Here is a 21,593-nt window from a genome sequence, read left to right on the forward strand (position 1 = left end):
CCCCCGGGACCCTAGGTTTGTTCACTGCGACTGCCATGGTCATCGACACGTTTCCGTCCCTTCGCCAGGGCCCGCGCGGCGGAAGACCCGCCGGCGCGCGCCTCAGGGCGCCTTACCCCTTTACCGCCTTCACGATCTTCGCGGCGCCGTCCTTGAGGTCGTCGGCGGCGATCACGTCGAGGCCGGAGGTGTTGATGATCTCCTTGCCCTTCTCGACGTTGGTGCCCTCGAGGCGGACGACCAGCGGCACTTTCAGGCCGACTTCCTTGACCGCGGCGACCACGCCCTCGGCGATCACGTCGCAGCGCATGATGCCGCCGAAGATGTTCACCAGGATGCCTTTGACGTTCTTGTCCGAGGTGATGATCTTGAAGGCCTCGGTCACCTTCTCCTTGGTGGCGCCGCCGCCCACGTCGAGGAAGTTCGCTGGCTCGGCGCCGTTGAGCTTGATGATGTCCATGGTCGCCATGGCCAGGCCCGCGCCGTTCACCATGCAGCCGATCTCACCGTCGAGCGCGATGTAGTTCAGGTCGTACTTGGAGGCTTCGAGCTCCTTGGGGTCTTCCTCGGTCTCGTCGCGCAGCTCGGCCACGTCGGACTGGCGGTAGAGCGCGTTGCCGTCGAAGGAGAGCTTGGCGTCGAGCACCTTCAGGTCGCCCTTGTCGGTGACGATCAGCGGGTTGACCTCGAGCATCTCCATGTCCTTCTCGACGAAGGCGGTATAGAGGATGCCCATCAACTTGACGCATTGCTTGATCTGCTGGCCCTCGAGCCCCAGCGCAAAGGCGATGCGGCGGCCGTGGAAGGCCTGGTAGCCGGTCGCGGGATCGACGCTGAACGACAGGATCTTCTCGGGCGTGGAGGCGGCGACCTCCTCGATGTCCATGCCGCCCTCGGTGGAGCAGACGAAGGACACCCGGCTGGTGACCCGGTCGACCAGCAGCGCGAGGTAGAGCTCGCGCTCGATGTCCGAGCCGTCCTCGATGTAGATGCGGTTGACCTGCTTGCCCGCCGGGCCGGTCTGATGGGTGACCAGCGTCTTGCCGAGCATCTTGCGGGCTTCCTCGGCGGCCTCCTCGACCGACTTGGCCAGGCGCACGCCGCCCTTCTCGCCGGCGTCGGCCTCCTTGAAGCTGCCCTTGCCGCGGCCGCCGGCGTGGATCTGGGCCTTCACCACCCAGAGCGGGCCGTCGAGATTCGCGGCCTCGGTCTTGGCATCCGCCGCCTTCAGCACGACGCGGCCATCCGAGACCGGCGCGCCATAGCTGCGCAGGAGCGCCTTGGCCTGATACTCGTGGATATTCATGTCATCCGTCCCGTGTTACTGCCTTTCGTGCCGCTATACCCAATCGCGCGGGGGCACTTGCAGTCAAATCGTGATGGACGGGCGCTAACACGACAAAAAACCGACATTTGTGATCACTGGCTTTGCAGCTGTGATCACAAGTTGCGCGCCCTGCGTGACTCGGTCGCGCATGAGCCCGTGCGGCGCTGCATCACCGGGGCGGGAAAGGCGGTTCGGCGTTTTGACAGCCCGGGCGTCAGCGCGCAGCTTGGCGCGATGAAAGCCCGCCCTGCGCGTCATATGAAGAGGTTCGCCGCCCGTTCGCGGGGTGGGGTTGGCGCGCGTCGCGGCGCTCACGCGCGGCCGGTGGCGCCGCCCGCCCGGGGCCGCGCATGACCCGATGGGGCGTCGCCGCCACGGTCGCCGAGCCGCCTGCGCTCCTGGCCGCTTTCGTGGCGCATTACCTCTCGCTCGGCGCGGATCCCGTGCGGCTTTACCTCGACCGCCCCGAGCCCGAGGCCGAGGCGCTCCTGTCCGGCCTTCCGGGCGTCGAGCTGATCCGCGCGGATGCGGCGTTCTATCTTCGCACCCTCGGACGCCGGCGGCGGCCCGATCACCTGAACCGGAGGCAGCGGATGAACATCGACCACGCCTATGCCACCCTGCCGGTCGACTGGCTCCTGCATGTCGATGCCGATGAATTCCTCGCCGCGCCGGAGTTCGTCGCGCGGCTGGACGTTCAGCCGCCCGAGGTCGACAGCTTGCGCATCGCCAATGGCGAGCGCGCCTGGCTCGCGGGGCCGCCGCCGCGCACGATCTTCGAGGGCGTGTTGCGCTGGCAGGTGCCGGGCCCGCGGCCCGCCGTCCGGGCGCGGCTCGGCCCCGAGGTCATGCGCTTCACCGACCGGGGGTTCTGCGGCCATGCGCTGGGCAAAAGCGTGACCCGCACCGGGCGGGGGTTGCGGCTGGGGCTGCACGCGCCGCGCCGCGAGCCCGTGGCGCAGATCGCGGAGATGCCTGACGCGCGGATCGTGCATTTCGACGGGCTCACCCGGGCGCATTGGTGCGCCAAGCTGATGCGCTACGCGGAGCAGGGGCTCTATGATGCCGCGCGCCCGGCGCAGCGGTTCCGCGCGGCGCAGATCGCCCATGTGACCGAGGCGGGCGGGCGCGCCGCGGCGGAGGCACTGCACGACCGGCTGCGGGTCCTGGGCGCGGCGGAGGCCGAGGCGCTGCAGGCCGAGAGCCTGCTCGAACCCATGCCCTGCGACCCGGCAGGCGCCGCGCGGGCGCTGTTCGGAGAGGGGCTGGACCTGTCGCCCGAGGCGTTCGACCGGGCGCTGGGGCTCGCCTGACGAAAGGCGCGTCGGGACGCCCCATCGCCCAAAAGAAAAGGGGCCGCCCGCGGCAGCCCCTTCTCCGAAGTCTCTAAGCCAGATCGCTCAGGCCAGGGTCTCGTCGATGCCCTTGCAGGCGTCCACCAGGCCCTTCACCGCGTTGACCGAGCTGTCGAACATGGACTTCTCGTCCTTGTTCATCTCGATCTCGACGATGCGCTCGACGCCGCCGTCGCCGATCACGGTCGGCACGCCGACATACATGCCCTTCAGGCCGAACTCGCCGTCGCACCATGCCGCGCAGGGCAGGACGCGCTTCTGGTCCTTCAGGTAGGCTTCCGCCATCTCGATCGCCGCGGTGGCGGGCGCGTAGAAGGCCGAGCCGGTCTTCAGGAGGCCCACGATCTCGGCGCCGCCGTCACGGGTGCGCTGCACGATCGCGTCGAGCTTGTCCTGGGTGGTCCAGCCCATCTTCACGAGGTCCGGCAACGGCACGCCGGCGACGGTGGAATAGCGGGTCAGCGGCACCATGGTGTCGCCGTGGCCGCCCAGCACGAAGGCCGAGACGTCCTTCATCGAGACGCCGAACTCCAGCGACAGGAAGTGGCGGAAGCGCGCGCTGTCCAGCACGCCGGCCATGCCGCAGACCTTGGCGTGGGGCAGGCCCGAGAACTCGCGCAGCGCCCAGACCATGGCGTCCAGCGGGTTGGTGATGCAGATCACGAAGGCGTCCGGCGCGTTGTCGCGGATGCCTTCGCCCACGGCCTTCATGACCTTGAGGTTGATGCCCAGCAGGTCGTCGCGGCTCATGCCCGGCTTGCGCGGGACACCGGCGGTCACGATGCAGACATCCGCACCGGCGATGTCGGCGTAGTCCGAGGTGCCCTTGAGATGCGCGTCGAAGCCCTCGGCGGGGCCGGATTCCGCGATGTCGAGCGCCTTGCCCTCGGGCGTGCCCTCGGCAATGTCGAAGAGCACGACGTCGCCGAGTTCCTTGAGCGCGGCGAGATGCGCGAGCGTGCCGCCGATCTGCCCCGCACCGATCAGCGCGATCTTGGGTCTGGCCATGGAAAGTTCTCCGGTTGGGTCAAATGTCGCCCGCTGGCGTAAGCAATGAAATCCCCGCGCGCAAGCCTGCCCCTCGGGCCGTGGTGCCCCCGGAGCCCCGGGTGCGGGGCTGTTCACCGCCGCGCGCCGCCGCTAACACTGGCCCGACGCTGTTGATTTCAGGACCGTTTTCACATGGAGATTCTAAGCTGGCCGGTCTTCGCCCTGGCCGTGCCCGCGGTGATCTTCGCGGGCATCTCGAAGGGCGGATTCGGCTCCGGGGCGGCCTTTGCCTCGGCCTCGATTCTGGCGCTGGTGCTCGAGCCGGGCGCGGCGCTGGGGCTGATGCTGCCGCTTCTGATGGTGATCGACGTGGTCAGCCTGCCGGCCTACTGGCGGCGCTGGAGCTGGCCCGAATCGCGGCTCCTGATCTACGCGGGGCTGCCCGGCGTGGGGCTCGGGGCGCTCTTTTACCAATGGACCAGCGCCGACGCGATCCGGCTGGTGATCGGGCTGGTCTGCCTGCTCTTCATCGGCTGGGCCTGGGCGCAGAAATCCGGGCTGGTGCGGATCGAGCGCGCCATGGGGCGCCGCGCGGGCGTGCTGGCGGGGGTGACGCTGGGCTTCACCTCCTTTGTGAGCCATGCCGGCGGGCCGGCGGCGGCGGTCTATCTCCTGGGCCGGAAGCTCGACAAGACGGCCTTCCAGGCCTCCACCGTGCTGGTCTTCTGGGCGATCAACCTCTCCAAGGTCGGGATCTACGGGGCGATGGGCATCTTCAGCCGCGAGACGCTGCTGCTCGGCCTGGCGCTGGTGCCCGCAGCGCTTTTGGGCACCTGGCTCGGCATCCGCGCGCACCGGCTGGTGCCCGAGCGGGTCTTCTTCGGGGTGACTTACGTCCTGCTGGCGGTGACCGGGAGCAAGCTGATCTTCGACGCGCTGACGTGAGCGGTGTGGAGCCGCGCAGCGCCGGGCCGGGGCGCGGCGATCCGACGGTCGGGCGGCGGCGCTTTATAGCTGCCATGTTCGGGCGAGGGGCGAGCGGCGCGCCTCGCTCTGCCAAATCGCCGTGCCGTCCGGCCGGCCCGGCGGTGCGCGGCGGCCTGCGGCCGGCTATTCCGCGCGGAAGGGGGCGGGCGTGGTTGTTTTAGCGTGAGAAGGGAGGCGCATCTCTACCGTCCAAAGACATGCCGGCTGCTCCGCAAAATGCGTGCCCTTCTGCCCCCCCAACCGACCACCCCCCACCACACCTCTCTGCACCGCGGCAATTTCTCCTTGAATGTTTCGCCAAAAACTGGCTGTCTCCGCGCAACATTATTTCGCGCGCAATCCAGAGAGGCCCCGCCATGATGACCCGTCCGCTTCGATCGGTGCTGTATATTCCCGGCTCCAAACCCCGGGCGATCGAGAAGGCGCGGGGCCTCGCGGTGGATGCGATCATTTTCGACCTCGAAGACGCGGTCTCGCCCGAGGAGAAGGCCGCGGCCCGCGCGACGCTCGCCGAGGAGCTGGAGAAGGGCGGCTTCGGCCCGCGCCTGAAGCTCGTGCGGATCAACGGGCTCGAGACGGACTGGGGCGAAGACGACGCCCGCGCCGCCGCCGGGATGCAGGCCGACGCGGTGCTCCTGCCCAAGGTCGAAAGCACGGCCCAGCTCGATGCGCTGGCAAAGATCACCGTCGAGGCCCGGCTCTGGGCGATGATGGAGACCCCGCGCGGCATCCTGAACGCCGGCGAGATCGCCGCCCATCCGCTGATGGACGGCTTCGTCATGGGCACCAACGACCTGGTGAAGGAGCTCGGCGCCCGGGCCACGCCCGACCGGCTGGCCATGCTGCCGGCGCTGGGCCAGTGCCTGCTCGCCGCCCGTGCCTATGGAATCGCGACGGTCGACGGCGTCTACAACGCCTTCAAGGACACCGAGGGGCTCGCCGCCGAATGCCGCCAGGGCCGCGACATGGGCTTCGATGGCAAGACGCTGATCCACCCCGCCCAGGTCGAGACCGCCAATGCCGCCTTCGGACCTTCGGAAGATGACCTCGACCTCGCCCGCCGCCAGATCGCCGCCTATGAGGCCGCCAAGGCCGAAGGACAGGGGGTCGCGGTGGTCGACGGCAAGATCGTGGAGAATCTGCACGTAGACACGGCCCGCAAACTCTTGGCACAAGCAGAGGCAATCGACGCCATCGAAAAAGGGTGATCCCCATGGTTCTGCTTGTCCTCGGCATCCTCCTCTGGAGCGCGGCCCATCTGTTCAAACGCGCCGCGCCCGCGGCCTTCGAAGGGCTGGGCGGCGCCGGCAAGGGGCTGGTCGCCGCGGGCGTCTTCGCGGGGCTCGCGCTGATCGTCCTGGGCTACCGGGGCGCGGCCTTCATCCCGGTCTGGACCCCGCCGGCCTTCATGGTCCACATCAACAACCTGCTGATGCTGGGGGCGGTCTTCCTCTTCGGGATGAGCGCCACCAAGGGCCGGCTGCGCGGCAAGATGCGGCACCCGCAGCTCACCGCCGTGAAGGTCTGGGCTGTGGCGCATCTTCTGGTCAACGGCGACCTGGCCTCGATCCTGCTCTTCGGCTCGATGCTGGCCTGGGCCGTGGCCGAGGTCGTGGTGATCAATCGCAGCACCACCTGGGACCGCCCCGAACCGGGCCCCGCCAAGAAGGATGTCACCCTGGTGATCGTGACGCTCGTGGTCTTCACGGTGATCACCGGCGTGCACGCCTGGCTGGGCGTCTGGCCCTTCCCCTCCTGACAATCTCCGAGGTGAGACCATGAAACTCTACCGCTTCCTCAGCGAGGACGACACCTCCGCCTTCTGCCACAGGGTCTCCGAGGCCCTGTCCAAGGGCTGGGAGCTCTACGGCGATCCGACCTATGCCTTCGACGCGGCCAACGGCGTGATGCGCTGCGGCCAGGCGGTGGTGAAGGAGGCGCCGGGCGACTACCACCCCGACATGAAACTGGGCGCGCAATGAGCCAGCCCAAGAGCAAGACCAACGCGGGCCGCTTCTTCGAGGACTACCGCGTTGGCCAGGTGATCGACCACGCGGTGCCGCGCACCGTCGGGGCGGGGGAGCGGGCGCTGTATCACGCGCTTTACCCTGACCGGCACGCGCTCTGCTCCTCGGATGCCTTCGCCCGCGCCTCGGGGCTGGCGCAAAGCCCGATCGACCCGCTGGTCGCCTTTCACGTGGTCTTCGGCAAGACCGTGCCCGACATTTCGCTGAACGCCCGGGCCAACCTGGGCTACGCCGAGGGGCGCTGGCACCAGCCGGTCTTCGAGGGCGACACCCTACGCGCCCGCTCCGAGGTGATCGGGCTGAAGGAGAACTCCAACGGCCGCACCGGCATCGTCTGGGTCCGCAGCGAAGGGCTGAACCAGGACGGCGCGCGGGTGATGAGCTACGTCCGCTGGGTCATGGTGAACAAGCGCGATCCCGGCGCGCCCGCGCCCGAGCCGCATGTGCCCGAGCTGGCGCCCGCGCTCTCGGCCTCTGACCTCGCGGTGCCGCCGGGGCTCGATTTCACCGGCTACGACTTTGCGCTGGCCGGAGAGCCGCACCGGCTGGGCGACTACCGCCCCGGCGAGGTGATCGACCATGTCGACGGCGTGACCGTCGAGGAGGCCGAGCACATGATCGCCACCCGGCTCTGGCAGAACACCGCCAAGGTGCATTTCGACGCCACCCAGCGCGAGGACGGCAAGCGGCTGATCTACGGCGGGCATGTGATCTCCATGGCGCGGGCGCTCTCCTTCAACGGGCTTGCCAATGCGCAGCTCGTCGCGGGGCTGAACGCGGGCAGCCATGCCAACCCCTGTTTCGCCGGCGACACGCTGCGCGCCTGGTCCGAGGTGCTGGACACCGCCGAGACCGCGGCGCCGGGCGTCGGCGCGATCCGGCTGCGGCTGGTGGCGACCAAGGAAGGGGCGCCGGGCGAGCTCAAGGATGCCTCGGGACGCTACCTGCCTGGGGTGCTTCTCGACCTCGATTACTGGGCGCTCATGCCGGTCTGAGACCGGGCCCCGGAGCCCCCGCGCGCCCCCGCCCGAGGGGGCGCGGACTGTTAACGCCAACGGATTCGCGGGGATTTCCGTCAGGGGCGTTTTCTGTGATCACACGTATCGGCCTTGTGATCACTAAGCCGGAAACCCGGCCCGAAACCGCGTCAAACCGGCTCAATTTTCCCGATGAGCGCGTGACAGCGCGGCAATTTCGATTAGAACCCCGAGCAAGGGAACCGAAAGGACTAGTCCATGGCCGACGTGAATCGGGGCAACCGGCCCCTCTCGCCGCATCTGCAGGTCTACCGCCCGCAGCTCACCTCCGTCACCTCGATCCTGACCCGCATCACCGGCAATGCGCTGATCGTCGCGATCCTGATGATCGTCTGGTGGTTCATCGCCGCCGCCTCGGGCCCCGAGGCTTTCGCCACGGCCGACGGTTTCGTGACCAGCTGGTTCGGTGACCTGGTGATGTTCCTGTCGCTCTGGGCGCTTTGGTATCACTTCCTCGCCGGCATCCGGCACCTGGTCTGGGACAGCGCGCGGATGCTCGAGCTGGAGACCGCCGAGAAGCTGGGCTGGGCCGTCGTCGGCGGATCGGTCGTGCTGACCGTCCTGACCGCCCTGATCGTCTGAAGGAGGCGCGAGACATGGCTTATATGACCGACCGCAAGCGCGCCGAGAACTGGGGCAGCGCGAAATCCGGCACCGCGCATTTCTGGCGCATGAAGGTGCAATCCGTGGGTCTGCTGATCCTGGTGCCGCTGTTCGTCTTCACCTTCGGCCCGACGCTCGGCGGCAGCTACGAAGAGGTGACGGACTATTTCGCCCGGCCTTTCCCGGCGATCGTGGCCGCGCTGACGATCCTCGTCACCTGCCTGCACTTCAAGGACGGCTTCCAGACCCTGGTCGAGGACTACGTCCACGGGATCTGGGAGAAGGTCCTGATCCTCGGCATGACCTGCCTGATGTATGCGCTCGCCGCGACCGGCCTCTTCGCCGTCGCGCGCCTGGCGCTCTGAATTCGCGGAGTTTCACAGAGACATGGCTGAATACGAATACGAGACGCATGATTATGACGTCGTGGTCGTGGGCGCCGGGGGCTCGGGCCTCCGGGCGACCCTGGGCATGGCCGAACAGGGCCTGAAGACCGCCTGCGTCACCAAGGTCTTCCCGACCCGCTCGCACACGGTGGCGGCACAGGGCGGCATCGCCGCCTCGCTGTCGAACATGGGCCCCGACCACTGGCAGTGGCACATGTATGACACGGTGAAGGGCTCGGACTGGCTGGGCGACACCGACGCGATGGAATACCTCGCGCGGAACGCCCCGGCGGCGGTCTACGAGCTCGAGCACTACGGCGTGCCCTTCTCGCGCACCGAGGAAGGCAAGATCTACCAGCGCCCCTTCGGCGGTCATACCACCGAGTTCGGCGAAGGCCCCCCGGTGCAGCGCACCTGCGCCGCCGCCGACCGCACCGGCCACGCGATCCTGCACACGCTCTACGGCCAGTCGCTGAAGAACAACGCCGAGTTCTACATCGAGTATTTCGCCATCGACCTTCTGATGGACGATGACGGCACCTGCACCGGCGTGGTCTGCTGGAAGCTCGACGACGGCACCATCCACGTCTTCAACGCCAAGATGGTCGTGCTGGCGACCGGCGGCTACGGCCGCGCCTATTTCTCGGCGACCTCGGCGCATACCTGCACCGGCGACGGCGGCGGCATGGTGGCGCGCGCGGGCCTGCCGCTCCAGGACATGGAGTTCGTGCAGTTCCACCCGACCGGCATCTACGGCGCGGGCTGCCTCATCACCGAGGGCGCCCGCGGCGAAGGCGGCTATCTCACCAACTCCGAAGGGGAGCGCTTCATGGAGCGCTATGCCCCCAACTACAAGGACCTGGCGCCGCGCGACTACGTCTCGCGCTGCATGACCATGGAGATCCGCGAGGGCCGGGGCGTCGGCAAGAACGGCGACCACATCCACCTCAACCTCTCGCATCTGCCGAAGGAGGCGCTGCAGCTGCGCCTGCCCGGCATCTCCGAGAGCGCCCGGATCTTCGCCGGCGTCGATGTCACCAAGGAGCCGATCCCGGTCATCCCGACGGTGCATTACAACATGGGCGGCATCCCGACGAACTACTGGGGCGAGGTGTTGAACCCGACCCAGGACGACCCCAACAAGGTGGTCCCCGGCCTGATGGCCGTGGGCGAGGCGGGCTGCGCCTCGGTGCATGGCGCCAACCGCCTGGGCTCGAACTCGCTGATCGACCTGGTGGTCTTCGGCCGTGCCGCGGCGATCCGGGCGGGCGATGTCGTCGACCGCGCCGCCTCGCCCCGCGCGGTGAACAAGGGCCAGGTGGACAAGGCGCTCGACCGCTTCGACGGGCTGCGCCACGCCCAGGGCGCCACGCCCACCGCCGAGCTCCGCCTCGACATGCAGACCACCATGCAGGAGGACGCCGCCGTCTTCCGCACCGGCGAGACCATGGGCAACGGCGTCAAGCGCATGACCGAGATCGCCGGCCGCATGTCGGACATCCAGGTCACCGACCGCAGCCTGGTCTGGAACTCCGACCTGATGGAGACGCTCGAGCTGACCAACCTCATGCCCAACGCCCTGGCGACCATCGTCTCGGCCGAGGCCCGGACCGAGAGCCGCGGCGCCCATGCCCATGAGGACCACCCCGAGCGCGACGACACCACCTGGCGCGTGCATACGATCAGCCGCATCGCCGAGGCCAAGGTCGACCTCGAGTATCGCCCGGTGATCACCGACCCGCTGACCCAGGAACAGCAGGGCGGCATCGAGCTGCAGAAGATCGCGCCCAAGGCGCGGACCTTCTGATGCGTCTGGCGCTGCTTGCTCTCCTGGTGCCCCTGCTTTCGGCCTGCACGGTCGAGAGCCAGGACCAGCTCGCGCGGGCGGCGGCGAAATCCACGGTGAACCGGGTGGTGCTGGCGCGCTACCCGGAGCTGCCGCTGGAGCCCGCGATCAACTGCGTGATCGACAACGCCTCCTCCGAGCAGCTTCTCTCGCTCGCCGCCGACAGCGTGACCGGCCCAACCGAGAGCAGCGCCGAGGTGGTGACCGCCATCCTGCGCCGCCCGACGACCGTGCAATGCCTCGGCGCCGCCACCCTGACTGGGCTCGGGGGGTGAGGCGATGACGGCCCGCGCAATCCAACGGGATCTTTGCCGCTGCCCGGATCGCGCGTCCGGCGCGCCGGGGCGGGCTGCGGGAGGCCGGCCATGAGTGCCGATCTTTCTCAGCTCGACGCGCGCCCGGTGGCCCCCGAGGGCCCCTTCGAGGGTGAGATCCCCTTCGCGGTGCTCACGCTGATGACCGATGCTTCGGCTTATGCCGAGATGGTCGAGAGCTTCCGCGCGCGGGGCTTCGATGCGGCGCGCTGCGCGTTCCTCTACGGCGACAACCGCGCGGGCAATGCCTTCGACGGTTTCACCGGGCTCACCCGGATGATCGCCGGGGCGCGGGCGCGTTACGTGATCCTCGCGCATCAGGACGTCCGCGCCGAGTTCGACGATGCCGACACGCTCCTGGCCCGGCTCGAGGCGCTCGAGGCCGCGCATCCCGACTGGGCGGTCGCGGGCAACGCCGGGCGGCAGGGCGAGGACTATCACCTGCATATCTCCGACCCCGTCGGCGAGGATCGCCGCATGGGCCGCCTGCCGCATCCCGTCGAGGCGCTCGACGAGAACTTCCTGGTCCTCAAGCGCGAGAGCCTCGTGGCCCCTTCGGTGGATCTGCAGGGCTTCCACCTCTACGGTCTGGATCTGGTCCAGAACGCGCGGGCGCGGGGCTTTGGCGCCTATGCCATCGACTTCCACCTCCGGCATCTCAGCCGGGGGACGATCGACCGCAGTTACCTTGCCGCGGTCGACGCATATGAACGCAAGCATGCGCGGCTGATGCGTCCGCGGATGCTGCGGTCCCTGAATTCGCCCGTCTACCTGACGCCGAACCGGGTCGGGCGGCTGCGCTGGCTGCGCACCATGCTTGGCCACCGCAAGCACCTTCGCTGGCAGCTCGAACAAAGCGCCGCCCAGACCACCCTCGAAGCGACACATCCGGAGTAACAGACATGGTCCAACTGACGCTTCCCAAGAACTCCACCATCCGCACCGGCAAGACCTGGCCGAAGCCGGAGGGGGCGACCCGTCTCAAGACCTTCAAGATCTACCGCTGGTCGCCGGACGACGGGGAAAACCCGCGCGTGGACACCTATTTCCTCGATCTCGACGCCTGCGGCCCGATGGTTCTGGACGCGCTGATCAAAATCAAGAACGAGATCGACCCGACGCTGACCTTCCGCCGCTCCTGCCGCGAAGGCATCTGCGGATCCTGCGCGATGAACATCGACGGGATCAACACGCTGGCCTGCATCTACGGCATCGACGAGGTGAAGGGCGACGTGAAGATCTACCCGCTGCCGCATATGCCGGTGGTCAAGGACCTGATCCCGGACCTGACGCATTTCTACGCGCAGCACGCCTCGATCATGCCTTGGCTCGAGACCAAGACGAACCGCCCCGCGAAGGAATGGCGGCAGTCGATCGAGGACCGCGAGAAGCTCGACGGTCTCTATGAATGCGTGATGTGCGCCTCCTGCTCGACGGCCTGCCCGTCCTACTGGTGGAACGGCGACCGCTACCTCGGGCCCGCGGCGCTGCTGCACGCCTACCGCTGGATCATCGACAGCCGCGATGAGGCCACCGGCGAGCGGCTGGACGACCTGGAGGATCCCTTCAAGCTCTACCGCTGCCACACCATCATGAACTGCGCGAAGACCTGCCCGAAGGGTCTGAACCCGGCCAAGGCCATCGCGGAGATCAAGAAGATGATGGTCGAGCGGGCGATCTGATCGCGGCGTCGGGGGCCGGGGCGGCTGCCTTTTGGGGGGGGTGCCTTGGTCTGCGCTGGGGTGCGGCCTTGGTCTGCGGGGTGTGAGCGGGCCGGTTGGGCTTGGTCGCCTGACCGTCGGTCACGTCCACCGCTGGGGCCGCGACACGCCCCAGAGGCCCCCGCACCTGGCGCTCCACCAAAGATAGGGCGCGCGCCGGACCGGGGGCCGGCGCTGCTGACCTCCGATCGGCGCACTTTATCCCAACAAGGTCAGGGCTAGGGGCATGCCAAGCGCGCCACTCCAAGGAGCGCCGGCCCAAGGGGCCGGTCCGGCGCGCGCCCGGCACCTTCGGTGCTATTCGGGCGCAAGAGGGGCGAGCTGGACCGGCTCGCTTTGCATCGTAGGGGCGGGTTGGACGTTGTGCCGTCCACCTCAAGTGCGGACGTCTTGGCCAAAGACCTGACTGCCTCACCGGCAGACGAATCCTCGGGAATCCACCCGCCGGATTGCAGGCACAGAGGCGCACCGGCATTTCTGTGCATCGGCCCTCAACCTGCTTGCCCCAGACCCTCTACCCCGCCGCCTTGAACACAGCTCATGCCGCCCATGCGCCCGGCGCGATTGTGGCCCCCGGGCCCCGGGCATAGGTCAGTTTCACGCAAAGGGAGGTCGGATCAGCAGAAAGAGGTCTGACATGACCACTACCGCAGCCAAGCACAGTCCGCAGGACGCCCTGAGCCTTCTCGAAGACGCGCTGGCCTATTACGACCCGAGCGATCTCGGCGCCGAGGCCGAGGCGCCCGCCGCCAACCTGGCCTCCGCTCCGAGCGAAGACAGCGACCGCGAGGCGGCCTGAGACAGCGACACCGCTCCGGCGCGGGCCGAGGCCGCGCGCCGGGGCGGTGATCTCCAGACAGTGGGCCTTCGATCGCACCGTTGCTTGTTGCGCCAACGAACGGCACGCGCTCACCACAGCGCTGGCAGCAGCGTTTGCGGCGCTAGGCGGAGCCATATGATCAATTTGGCCTGCCCGCTCCAATAGGTGCGCGACGGCCAAAACGCGCCGAGCGGTGTCCGGTCACCTCACCACCCCGACCCCCACTCCCCCACCCCCTCACGCGGCGTCAACCGCCTTGCCGCCTTGGCAGTGAAGCGGCCCTCCGCCTAGCCTGCACCGGTGTGTCGCGTGACCAGTTGGGAGGCAGTTCATGCACGATGTCATCGTCGTCGGGGCCGGTCTGGCCGGGCTCACCGCCGCAACCGAGGCCGCCGATCGCGGGCGGCGGGTGCTGATCGTCGACCAGGAGGGGCCGCAGAGCCTCGGCGGGCAGGCCTTCTGGTCGCTGGGCGGGCTCTTCATGGTCGACACCCCCGAACAGCGCCGCATGGGCATCCGCGACAGCCACGCGCTGGCGCGCTCGGACTGGATGGGCAGCGCGGGCTTCCACCGCCCCGAGGACGAGATGCCCGCCCGGGTGGCCGAAGCCTACCTCGACTTCGCCTCGGGCGAGATGCGCTCCTGGCTGCGCGGCATGGGCATGCGCTGGTTTCCCGTGGTCGGCTGGGCCGAACGCGGCGGCGGGCTGGCCCAGGGGCACGGCAACTCGGTGCCGCGCTTCCACCTGACCTGGGGCACCGGCCCGGGCGTCCTCGCCCCCTTCGAGCGTCGCGCCCGCGCCCACGAGGAGGCCGGCCGCATCACCTTCGCCTTCCGCCACCGCGTCACCGACCTGATCGTCGAGGGCGGCGCGGTGAAGGGCGTCGCGGGCGCGGTCCTCGCCCCCGACGAGGCCAGCCGCGGCGCGCCGAGCAGCCGCCAGGTGGTGGATGACTTCGAGCACAACGCCGAGGCCGTGGTGCTGACCACCGGCGGCATCGGCGGCAACCTCGAGCTGGTGCGCCGCCGCTGGCCCAGGGACCTGGGCACCCCGCCCAAAAGCCTCGTCGCGGGCGTGCCCGACTACGTCGACGGGCAGATGGGGGAGGCCGCCAAGGGCGCCGGCGCCCGAGCGATCAACGAGGACCGGATGTGGCATTACACCGAGGGGCTCAGGAACTGGGACCCGATCTGGCCCGACCACGGCATCCGCATCCTGCCCGGGCCCTCCTCGATGTGGTTCGACGCGCTGGGCAACCGGCTCGAGGCGCCCTGCATGCCGGGCTTCGACACACGTGCGACCTTGCGGCGCATCCTTGAAACCGGACATGCCCACAGCTGGTTCATCCTCACACAGTCGATCATCAAGAAGGAGTTCGCCCTGTCCGGCTCCGAACAGAACCCTGACCTGACCTCCGGCCGCTGGACCGAGGTGCTGCGCGCGCGGCTCGGCGCCAAGGGCGCGCCGCCGCCGGTCGAGGCCTTCAAGGAGCACGGCGCGGATTTCGTCGTGGAGCGGGACTTCGGCGACCTCGTGCACGGGATGAACGCGCTGACCCCCGAGGCGCCGCTCGATCCCGCGCGGCTTAGGGCCCAGATCGAGGCGCGCGACGCCCAGATCGACAATCCCTTCTGCAAAGACGCCCAGGTCACCGCGCTGCGCCAGGCGCGGGCCTATCGCGGCGACCGGCTGATCCGCACCGCCAGGCCGCACCGCATCCTCGACCCCGCGCATGGGCCGCTGATCGCCGTCAGGCTCAACATCCTGACGCGCAAATCGCTGGGCGGGCTGATGACCGACCTCGAGGGCCATGTGCAGCACCGGGACGGCGGCTGGTTCGAGGGGCTCTTCGCCGCGGGCGAGGTCGCGGGCTTCGGCGGTGGCGGCTACCACGGCGAGAACGCGCTCGAGGGCAGCTTCCTCGGCGGCTGCCTGTTCTCGGGCCGCGCGGTGGGGCGCACGGTCTGATGGTCATCGTCGTCGGCCTCATCCTCGCCTTCGTGCTGATCGCGATCTTCGCCAACCGCGAGACCCGGTCCTGCCGCTGGCGCGAGTATCGCCAGTCCGAGGGCGAGAGCCTCTGGCGCTGCGTGCAATGCGGCGCCGCGACCGAGGGCCAAAGCGGCAAGCCGCCCCAGATCTGCCTGAAAAGCGACGACTGACCCGCCCCGCGGGCCCCCGAATTTGATCAAACTCTTCAAGGGGATATCGCGCGCCCGGCCGCGGCGGGACAGGGCGGAAAAATTCCGCCGGCCCGGGCAAAATTTCTCTTGAAACGACTCGGGCAAGGCCCGATATGCGCCTCACCAGACGCCAACGCACGCGCCTCTGTCCCATGGGTCCGCCCCACGGTTACGTAGCGACGGTAACGTCTCTGACAGAACTGAGCGGTCATATATGGCCGGGTCTATTGGAGATGGACATGAACGCATACGTTGCCGATTTCTCGGCTTACTCCGCTATTGAAACCTCCCGCGTCGAGCGTTTCATCTTCGACACCCACTTCGACCGTCCGACCCTCGTGATCGACCGCGAGGCGGTGGCCCGCCAGTTCCGCGCCCTGCGCGACGGGCTGGGCCGCGCCTCGATCCATTATGCGGTCAAGGCCAACCCGGCCCGCGAGATCATCGAGACGCTGGTCGGCCTCGGCTCGCATTTCGACGCCGCCTCGCGCGGCGAGATCGAGCTCTGCCTGGCCCAGGGCGCCGCGCCCTCGGAGATCTCCTTCGGCAACACCATCAAGCGCGCCTCGGACATCGCCTGGGCGCATGGCGTGGGCATCACGCTTTTTGCCGCCGACGCCGAGGAAGAGCTCGAGAAGATCGCCGAGCACGCCCCCGGCGCGCGGGTCTACATCCGCCTGATCGTCGACGCCTGCGAGGCCGACTGGCCGCTGACCCGCAAGTTCGGCTGCGGCCGCGACAAGGCGGTGTCGCTGATCGCGCGCGCCGCCGAGCTGGGCCTCGATCCCGTCGGCCTGTCCTTCCACGTCGGCTCGCAGACCAAGCGTGCCGCCGCCTGGGCGCCGATCCTCGACCAGGTCAAATCGGTCTGGGACGCGGCAGAGGACGCCGGCTTCCCGCTGTCGCTCCTGAACATCGGCGGCGGCTTCCCGGCCTTCTACACCGACGCGGTGCAGGGCCCGACGCCCTATGCCGCCGAGGTCATGGCCCAGGTCGAAGCGCGCTTCGGCACCGAGATCGAGATCATGGCCGAGCCCGGCCGCGGCATGGTCGCCGAAGCCGGCGCCATCGCCGCCGAGGTGGTGCTGGTCTCCAAGAAGTCCGACAGCGACCTACACCGCTGGGTCTACCTCGACATCGGCCGCTTCTCGGGCCTGGCCGAGACCGAAGGCGAGGCGATCCGCTACCAGTTCGCCACCCAGCGCGAGCACGAGGCGAAGGGCCCCTGCGTCATGGCCGGCCCCTCCTGCGACAGCGCCGATGTGCTCTACGAGAAGCGCCCGGTCGAGCTGCCGCTGGGCCTGCGCGCTGGCGACAAGGTCGCGATCCGCTCCTGCGGGGCCTATACCTCGACCTATTCCTCGGTCGGGTTCAACGGCTTCCCGCCGCTCGATGTGGTGGTGATCTGAGCGCGGGACGCTTGGGCGCGGTGGGCGTCTAGGGCCGGGAGGCTTTTGGCGCTTCGGCCCGGAGGCCCCCGACAGACCGCAGAAAATACCCTTCCGGGGCCGGGCACTTGCCCGGCCCTTTTGCTTTGTGCTCTGGGGGCCTTGAGGATTTGACCAAGGAGACGCCGCCATGCCCCAGCCCGATGCCGAGGAACAGGCCGCCCGCCGCGCCGTGCCGCCGGTGATCTGCTACCCGCCCGAGACCCTGCCGCAGCTGCCGCTGACCCGCTACGCCGCGGCGCTGGAGGGCGCGCGGCTTGTCGACAGCGTCACCGTGCCGCCGCGCGAGGCGCTGACCTTCGACGTGCCAGCGGGGCATTTCTTCCGCATCGTGTCGGTCGAGGGGCCGCAGGTCGGCGATCTGAACCTCTGGAACGCCGCCGACCTCTCCGAGCGGTTCTATTCCGGCAAGACCCGCGCGCTGCACGGCACCCATGTCAGCACCGGAGACCGGCTCTGGTCGGCCTTCCCGCATCTGCGGCCCTTGGCCAGCGTGGTCGCGGACACGCTCGACTGGTATGGCATCGACGCCCACGGCGGCTCGGTGCACGACGTGATCGGCACGCGCTGCGATCCCTATACCGCGCATCTCTTGTCCGGGCAGGATTACCACCACTGCTGCCATTCGAACCTGACCCGGGCGCTGGCCGACCGGCTGGGGCTGCCGCTGGCCGAGGCCGAGACGCATGTGCACGACGTGCTCAACGTCTTCATGTGCACCGGCTTCACCCGCGACACGGGGCAATACTTCATGAAGGCGAGCCCGGTGCGCCCGGGCGATGCGCTGACCTGCCTGGCCGAGGTCGACCTCCTGGGCGCGCTCTCGGCCTGTCCGGGCGGCGACTGCGGGTCCGAGCATTCCTCGGACAGCGCGCCCTGCTATCCGCTGCGGGTGGAGATCCTGGCCCCCGAGGCGGGCGCGCTGGGCGAGTGGCAGAGCCCCGCGCGGGCGGGCTACGACCGGAGCCACGGGCGGTAGGGCGGGGCCTGGGCGCGCCTCGAGGGCGCGCCGGGGCCGTCCGACCCATGGGGGCAGGGGGCCACAGGGTGGCGCCCCTGACCGCCCCTCGGACCCTGACCAAGGCGCGCGCCTCTCGGCCCCACCCCCACCGAAAAAAGAAAATGCGCCGGCCCGAGAATAACCCGGCCGGCGCATTTCAATTCTCGCAATAGCCTTTCCCGGCCTTTGTCCTGCGCTTAGGGGAAGGCGGCTTCCAGCGCGATCTCGACCATTTCGCCGAAGCTCTTTTCGCGATCCTCGGACGGCAGCGCCTCATGGGTGATGAGGTGGTCGCTGACGGTCAGCACGCAAAGCGCCCGGATGCCATGGCGCGCGGCGAGATTGTAAAGCTCGGCGGCCTCCATCTCGACGCCCAGAATACCGTGGCGGGTCATCTGTTCGTTCAGGTCCGGGCGTTCGTCATAGAAGACATCCGCCGAATAGATCCCGCCGACATGCACCCGCGATCCTTTCGCCTCGGCCGAGGTCACCGCGTTGCGCAAGAGCTCCCAATCGGCCGGGGGCGCGAAGTTGAATTCGCGGAAAATGCCGCGCGACGGGGTGGAAATGGAAGAGGCGGTCATCGCGACGATCACATCGCGAATGGCCACCTTCTCCTGCATTCCGCCGCAAGAGCCGATGCGGATCAGGGTTTTCGCGCCGTAGTCGCGGATCAGTTCATTCGCGTAGATCGACAGCGAGGGCATTCCCATGCCGCTGCCGTGAATGGTGACGGGATGACCCTTCCAGGTGCCGGTATAGCCCAGCATCCCCCGCACTTCGTTCACAAGCCGGGGGTTTTCGAGATAGGTTTCCGCCGCCCAGCGGGCCCGATAGGGATCGCCGGGCATGAGCACGGTTTCGGCGATATCGCCGGGTTTCGCACCAATATGAATCGACATCAGATCTTCATGTCGTCCAGTGACTTGCCGGCGGCCAGCGCCTCGTTCAGCCATTTCGGCTTGCGGCCCCGGCCGGTCCAGGTCTGGCTGGCATCGGCGGGATTGGCGTATTTCGGAACGCCCTTCGAGGCCTTGGGGGCATTGGCGCCGTAGAGTTCCTCGAGCGAGAAACCGAATTCGCGGGCGGCGTGATCCGCGGCGCGTTTCGCTTCGGCCTTGCGGCGGGCGTCGACGGATTTCAGCGCCTTATCCACGTCTTTTTTCAACTGTTCGAGGTCCTCGCGGGAAAGTTTCTCGAGATCGATATCCATTTGATCGCTCCTAAAAAGGGGTATGCCTTCTTTTAACAGGAATTCCTGAATGACAAGTCATTAAAAACCCCGAGTCACAAAAAAGAAAAACCCCGCACGCCTTAATGGCGACGTGCGGGGCGGAAATTCGTGAAAAGGGTGAGTTGTTATTCCGCCGCGACCGCTTCGGGGTCGGCGAGGGTCACGATATCGCGCATGATTCCGTTCAGCGCGAAGTCCTTGGGCGTATAGACCCGGGCGACGCCCATGGCCCGGAGCCGGCGGGCATCTTCCTCGGGAATGATTCCGCCGACGATCAGCGGCAGATCCCCGAGCCCCTCGGCGCGCAGCCGCGCCAGCGTGTCCTCGACCAGCGGCAGGTGGCTGCCCGAGAGGATCGACAGGCCGATCACATGGGCGCGCCCCTCGCGGGCGGCAGCGACGATCTGTTCGGGGGTGAGGCGGATGCCCTCGTAATCGATTTCCATCCCGCAGTCGCGGGCGCGCACGGCGATCTGTTCGGCTCCGTTGGAATGGCCGTCGAGCCCCGGCTTGCCGATCAGCAGCTTCAGCCGCCGGCCGAGCTTGTCCGAGACCGCGTCGACCGCGGCGCGCAGGTCCTCGAGCCCCTCGGTGCGGTTCGAGGCCGAGGGCGAGACCCCGGTCGGCCCGCGGTATTCGCCATGGGCGGCGCGCATCTCGGCGGCCCATTCGCCGGTGGTCACCCCGGCGCGGGCGGCGGCGATGGAGGCGGGCATGACATTCTGCCCCTCGCGCGCGGCGGCGCGCAGATCGGCCAGGGCCCGGGCCACCGCATCGGCGTCGCGCGCCTCGCGCCAGGCGGTCAGCCGGGCGATCTGGTCGGCCTCGACCGCCGGGTCGACGGTCATGATGCCGCCGTCCTCGCCCAGCAGCGGCGAGGGCTCGCTCTCGGTCCAGCGGTTGACGCCGACGACCACGGTTTCGCCGGCCTCGACGCGGGCCACGCGGTCGGCGTTGCTCTCCACCAGGCGCGACTTCATGTAGTCGATGGCCTCGATCGCGCCGCCCATGGCGTCGAGATTGGCCAGCTCCGCCCGCGCGCCGTCCTTCAGCGCCGCGACCTTGCGCTCGACCGCGGGATTCTCGTCGAAGAGGTCGTCGAACTCCAGAAGGTCGGTCTCATAGGCCATGATCTGCTGCATCCGCATCGACCACTGCTGGTCCCAGGGGCGCGGCAGGCCAAGTGCCTCGTTCCAGGCGGGCAGCTGCACCGCCCGGGCGCGGGCCTTCTTCGACAGCGTGACGGCCAGCATCTCGATCAGGATGCGGTAGACGTTGTTCTCGGGCTGCTGTTCGGTCAGCCCCAGCGAGTTGACCTGCACCCCGTAGCGGAAGCGGCGGTAGCGCGCGTCCTCGATGCCGTAGCGGTCGTGCAGAAGCTCGTCCCAGAGATCGACGAAGGCGCGCATCTTGCACATCTCGGTGACGAAGCGGATGCCCGCGTTCACGAAGAAGGAGATCCGCCCGGCGAGCACCGGGAAGTCTTCCTCGGGGACGCGCGGCTTCAGCTCGTCGAGCACCGCGATGGCGGTGGCCAGCGCATAGGCCAGCTCCTGTTCCGGCGTCGCGCCCGCCTCCTGCAGGTGGTAGGAGCAGACGTTCATCGGGTTCCACTTGGGGATGTTCCGGTAACAATATTCCGCCACGTCCCCGATCATCTTGAGCGAGGGTTTCGGCGGGCAGATATAGGTGCCCCGGCTGAGGTATTCCTTGATCAGGTCGTTCTGCACCGTCCCCTGCAGCTTGGCGGGATCCGCGCCCTGTTCCTCGGCCACCGCGACGTAGAGCGCCAGGAGCCAGGGCGCGGTCGCGTTGATCGTCATCGAGGTGTTCATCTGCTCGAGCGGGATCTGGTCGAATAGCGTGCGCATGTCGCCCAGGTGGCAGATCGGCACGCCGACCTTGCCGACCTCGCCGCGCGCGAGCAGGTGGTCGCTGTCGTAGCCGGTCTGCGTCGGCAGGTCGAAGGCCACCGACAGCCCGGTCTGCCCCTTGGCGAGATTGCCGCGATAGAGCGCGTTGGACGCCTCGGCGGTGCTGTGGCCCGCGTAGGTGCGGATCAGCCAGGGCTTGTCTTTCTGCGGCGCCCTTTCGGCGGCGGCGGGTGGGGTCTGGGTCATGGCTCCTCGCAAACGAGTCGGAACGGTAATAAAATTGCGCTAGGGCACAGGTAGGCGAAAGAATGTGGCGGTGTCAATTCGCTGCGTTGCGGCAGAGCGCGAAACGCTGCGGCGCAGCCATGGCCCGGTGCGGGCCGGGGTCTCTCAGCCGAGAGGGCCGGGGCGGTCCGGCCCCGGCGCGCGCCCTCCCCTCC

Annotated in this window: 22 protein-coding genes; 17 read left to right on the forward strand and 5 right to left on the reverse strand. The window is 68.5% G+C overall.

Translation table 11 applies throughout. The features are described 5' to 3' along the window. Positions 1-112: 112 nt before the first annotated feature. On the reverse strand, positions 113-1,306 hold the full coding sequence (gene sucC / locus ACX938_RS10845) for an ADP-forming succinate--CoA ligase subunit beta (RefSeq protein WP_459431062.1): 1,194 nt from the start codon (positions 1,304-1,306) through the stop codon (positions 113-115). Between the two features lie 371 nt (positions 1,307-1,677). Between sucC and ACX938_RS10850 the strand changes: the two genes are divergently transcribed. Continuing rightward, positions 1,678-2,640 (forward strand): glycosyltransferase family 2 protein, encoded by a 963-nt coding sequence (locus ACX938_RS10850; protein WP_459431063.1) that lies wholly within the window; start codon positions 1,678-1,680, stop codon positions 2,638-2,640. Between the two features lie 87 nt (positions 2,641-2,727). On the opposite strand, the gene mdh is transcribed toward ACX938_RS10850, so the two are convergent. Then, complete coding sequence (gene mdh, locus ACX938_RS10855; protein ID WP_232753737.1) at positions 2,728-3,690, reverse strand: malate dehydrogenase; 963 nt, start codon at positions 3,688-3,690, stop codon at positions 2,728-2,730. Positions 3,691-3,864: 174 nt separating this feature from the next. Here mdh and ACX938_RS10860 point away from each other — a divergent pair, with 174 nt between their 5' ends. The 16 genes from ACX938_RS10860 to ACX938_RS10935 all read left to right on the forward strand — a co-directional run bounded on the left by ACX938_RS10860 (position 3,865) and on the right by ACX938_RS10935 (position 18,024). Further along, positions 3,865-4,617, forward strand: coding sequence for a sulfite exporter TauE/SafE family protein (locus ACX938_RS10860; RefSeq protein WP_232753738.1), 753 nt, complete (start codon positions 3,865-3,867; stop codon positions 4,615-4,617). 398 nt (positions 4,618-5,015) lie between these two features. Then, positions 5,016-5,867, forward strand: coding sequence for an HpcH/HpaI aldolase/citrate lyase family protein (locus ACX938_RS10865; protein WP_459431064.1), 852 nt, complete (start codon positions 5,016-5,018; stop codon positions 5,865-5,867). A gap of 5 nt (positions 5,868-5,872) precedes the next feature. Beyond that, complete coding sequence (locus tag ACX938_RS10870) at positions 5,873-6,418, forward strand: NnrU family protein (RefSeq protein ID WP_459431065.1); 546 nt, start codon at positions 5,873-5,875, stop codon at positions 6,416-6,418. Positions 6,419-6,437: 19 nt separating this feature from the next. Beyond that, positions 6,438-6,641 (forward strand): DUF1737 domain-containing protein, encoded by a 204-nt coding sequence (locus ACX938_RS10875; RefSeq protein ID WP_459431066.1) that lies wholly within the window; start codon positions 6,438-6,440, stop codon positions 6,639-6,641. Beyond that, positions 6,638-7,681, forward strand: a complete 1,044-nt coding sequence (locus ACX938_RS10880) for a MaoC family dehydratase (RefSeq protein WP_459431067.1) — start codon at positions 6,638-6,640, stop codon at positions 7,679-7,681. Before ACX938_RS10875 ends, ACX938_RS10880 begins: the two co-directional genes overlap by 4 nt. Before the next feature lie 240 nt (positions 7,682-7,921). Then, the gene (gene sdhC / locus ACX938_RS10885; RefSeq protein WP_232753743.1) at positions 7,922-8,305 is read left to right on the forward strand and encodes a succinate dehydrogenase, cytochrome b556 subunit; all 384 of its coding nucleotides are present in this window, start codon (positions 7,922-7,924) and stop codon (positions 8,303-8,305) included. 14 nt (positions 8,306-8,319) lie between these two features. Next, positions 8,320-8,691, forward strand: a complete 372-nt coding sequence (gene sdhD / locus ACX938_RS10890; protein ID WP_459431068.1) for a succinate dehydrogenase, hydrophobic membrane anchor protein — start codon at positions 8,320-8,322, stop codon at positions 8,689-8,691. 22 nt (positions 8,692-8,713) lie between these two features. Then, positions 8,714-10,519 (forward strand): succinate dehydrogenase flavoprotein subunit, encoded by a 1,806-nt coding sequence (gene sdhA, locus ACX938_RS10895; RefSeq protein ID WP_459431069.1) that lies wholly within the window; start codon positions 8,714-8,716, stop codon positions 10,517-10,519. Continuing rightward, complete coding sequence (locus tag ACX938_RS10900) at positions 10,519-10,833, forward strand: hypothetical protein (protein WP_459431070.1); 315 nt, start codon at positions 10,519-10,521, stop codon at positions 10,831-10,833. The genes sdhA and ACX938_RS10900 overlap by 1 nt, the downstream gene beginning before the upstream one ends. 90 nt (positions 10,834-10,923) lie before the next feature. Next, positions 10,924-11,769 carry a hypothetical protein gene (locus ACX938_RS10905; protein WP_459431071.1) on the forward strand — a complete coding sequence of 282 codons (846 nt, stop codon included), beginning with the start codon at positions 10,924-10,926 and terminating at the stop codon, positions 11,767-11,769. 5 nt (positions 11,770-11,774) lie between these two features. Further along, positions 11,775-12,554 (forward strand): succinate dehydrogenase iron-sulfur subunit, encoded by a 780-nt coding sequence (locus ACX938_RS10910; RefSeq protein ID WP_232753748.1) that lies wholly within the window; start codon positions 11,775-11,777, stop codon positions 12,552-12,554. A gap of 676 nt (positions 12,555-13,230) precedes the next feature. Then, the gene (locus tag ACX938_RS10915; RefSeq protein WP_459431072.1) at positions 13,231-13,392 is read left to right on the forward strand and encodes a hypothetical protein; all 162 of its coding nucleotides are present in this window, start codon (positions 13,231-13,233) and stop codon (positions 13,390-13,392) included. A gap of 352 nt (positions 13,393-13,744) precedes the next feature. Then, positions 13,745-15,382, forward strand: coding sequence for an FAD-binding dehydrogenase (locus tag ACX938_RS10920; protein ID WP_459431073.1), 1,638 nt, complete (start codon positions 13,745-13,747; stop codon positions 15,380-15,382). Then, positions 15,382-15,576 (forward strand): hypothetical protein, encoded by a 195-nt coding sequence (locus ACX938_RS10925; protein ID WP_459431074.1) that lies wholly within the window; start codon positions 15,382-15,384, stop codon positions 15,574-15,576. Before ACX938_RS10920 ends, ACX938_RS10925 begins: the two co-directional genes overlap by 1 nt. Positions 15,577-15,836: 260 nt before the next feature. Then, the gene (locus tag ACX938_RS10930; RefSeq protein WP_232753752.1) at positions 15,837-17,006 is read left to right on the forward strand and encodes a type III PLP-dependent enzyme; all 1,170 of its coding nucleotides are present in this window, start codon (positions 15,837-15,839) and stop codon (positions 17,004-17,006) included. 169 nt (positions 17,007-17,175) lie between these two features. Further along, positions 17,176-18,024 carry an urea carboxylase-associated family protein gene (locus tag ACX938_RS10935; RefSeq protein ID WP_459431075.1) on the forward strand — a complete coding sequence of 283 codons (849 nt, stop codon included), beginning with the start codon at positions 17,176-17,178 and terminating at the stop codon, positions 18,022-18,024. A gap of 218 nt (positions 18,025-18,242) precedes the next feature. On the opposite strand, the gene deoD is transcribed toward ACX938_RS10935, so the two are convergent. From deoD to ACX938_RS10950, 3 genes are all read right to left on the reverse strand, one after another. Continuing rightward, positions 18,243-18,947 (reverse strand): purine-nucleoside phosphorylase, encoded by a 705-nt coding sequence (gene deoD / locus ACX938_RS10940; RefSeq protein WP_232753754.1) that lies wholly within the window; start codon positions 18,945-18,947, stop codon positions 18,243-18,245. Continuing rightward, entirely contained in the window at positions 18,947-19,258 is a 312-nt protein-coding gene (locus ACX938_RS10945; protein WP_232753755.1) for an H-NS histone family protein, read from the reverse strand. Before ACX938_RS10945 ends, deoD begins: the two co-directional genes overlap by 1 nt. 146 nt (positions 19,259-19,404) lie before the next feature. Further along, the gene (locus ACX938_RS10950; RefSeq protein ID WP_459431076.1) at positions 19,405-21,399 is read right to left on the reverse strand and encodes a methylmalonyl-CoA mutase family protein; all 1,995 of its coding nucleotides are present in this window, start codon (positions 21,397-21,399) and stop codon (positions 19,405-19,407) included. Positions 21,400-21,593: the final 194 nt, after the last annotated feature.

This window comes from Roseivivax sp., from assembly GCF_054552075.1.

Bases quoted from the DNA above. Each gene is read 5' to 3' on its own strand.
- sucC (WP_459431062.1), bottom strand. From the start codon at position 1,306: ATGAATATCCACGAGTATCAGGCCAAGGCGCTCCTGCGCAGCTATGGC.
- ACX938_RS10850 (WP_459431063.1), top strand. From the start codon at position 1,678: ATGACCCGATGGGGCGTCGCCGCCACGGTCGCCGAGCCGCCTGCGCTC.
- mdh (WP_232753737.1), bottom strand. From the start codon at position 3,690: ATGGCCAGACCCAAGATCGCGCTGATCGGTGCGGGGCAGATCGGCGGC.
- ACX938_RS10860 (WP_232753738.1), top strand. From the start codon at position 3,865: ATGGAGATTCTAAGCTGGCCGGTCTTCGCCCTGGCCGTGCCCGCGGTG.
- ACX938_RS10865 (WP_459431064.1), top strand. From the start codon at position 5,016: ATGATGACCCGTCCGCTTCGATCGGTGCTGTATATTCCCGGCTCCAAA.
- ACX938_RS10870 (WP_459431065.1), top strand. From the start codon at position 5,873: ATGGTTCTGCTTGTCCTCGGCATCCTCCTCTGGAGCGCGGCCCATCTG.
- ACX938_RS10875 (WP_459431066.1), top strand. From the start codon at position 6,438: ATGAAACTCTACCGCTTCCTCAGCGAGGACGACACCTCCGCCTTCTGC.
- ACX938_RS10880 (WP_459431067.1), top strand. From the start codon at position 6,638: ATGAGCCAGCCCAAGAGCAAGACCAACGCGGGCCGCTTCTTCGAGGAC.
- sdhC (WP_232753743.1), top strand. From the start codon at position 7,922: ATGGCCGACGTGAATCGGGGCAACCGGCCCCTCTCGCCGCATCTGCAG.
- sdhD (WP_459431068.1), top strand. From the start codon at position 8,320: ATGGCTTATATGACCGACCGCAAGCGCGCCGAGAACTGGGGCAGCGCG.
- sdhA (WP_459431069.1), top strand. From the start codon at position 8,714: ATGGCTGAATACGAATACGAGACGCATGATTATGACGTCGTGGTCGTG.
- ACX938_RS10900 (WP_459431070.1), top strand. From the start codon at position 10,519: ATGCGTCTGGCGCTGCTTGCTCTCCTGGTGCCCCTGCTTTCGGCCTGC.
- ACX938_RS10905 (WP_459431071.1), top strand. From the start codon at position 10,924: ATGAGTGCCGATCTTTCTCAGCTCGACGCGCGCCCGGTGGCCCCCGAG.
- ACX938_RS10910 (WP_232753748.1), top strand. From the start codon at position 11,775: ATGGTCCAACTGACGCTTCCCAAGAACTCCACCATCCGCACCGGCAAG.
- ACX938_RS10915 (WP_459431072.1), top strand. From the start codon at position 13,231: ATGACCACTACCGCAGCCAAGCACAGTCCGCAGGACGCCCTGAGCCTT.
- ACX938_RS10920 (WP_459431073.1), top strand. From the start codon at position 13,745: ATGCACGATGTCATCGTCGTCGGGGCCGGTCTGGCCGGGCTCACCGCC.
- ACX938_RS10925 (WP_459431074.1), top strand. From the start codon at position 15,382: ATGGTCATCGTCGTCGGCCTCATCCTCGCCTTCGTGCTGATCGCGATC.
- ACX938_RS10930 (WP_232753752.1), top strand. From the start codon at position 15,837: ATGAACGCATACGTTGCCGATTTCTCGGCTTACTCCGCTATTGAAACC.
- ACX938_RS10935 (WP_459431075.1), top strand. From the start codon at position 17,176: ATGCCCCAGCCCGATGCCGAGGAACAGGCCGCCCGCCGCGCCGTGCCG.
- deoD (WP_232753754.1), bottom strand. From the start codon at position 18,947: ATGTCGATTCATATTGGTGCGAAACCCGGCGATATCGCCGAAACCGTG.
- ACX938_RS10945 (WP_232753755.1), bottom strand. From the start codon at position 19,258: ATGGATATCGATCTCGAGAAACTTTCCCGCGAGGACCTCGAACAGTTG.
- ACX938_RS10950 (WP_459431076.1), bottom strand. From the start codon at position 21,399: ATGACCCAGACCCCACCCGCCGCCGCCGAAAGGGCGCCGCAGAAAGAC.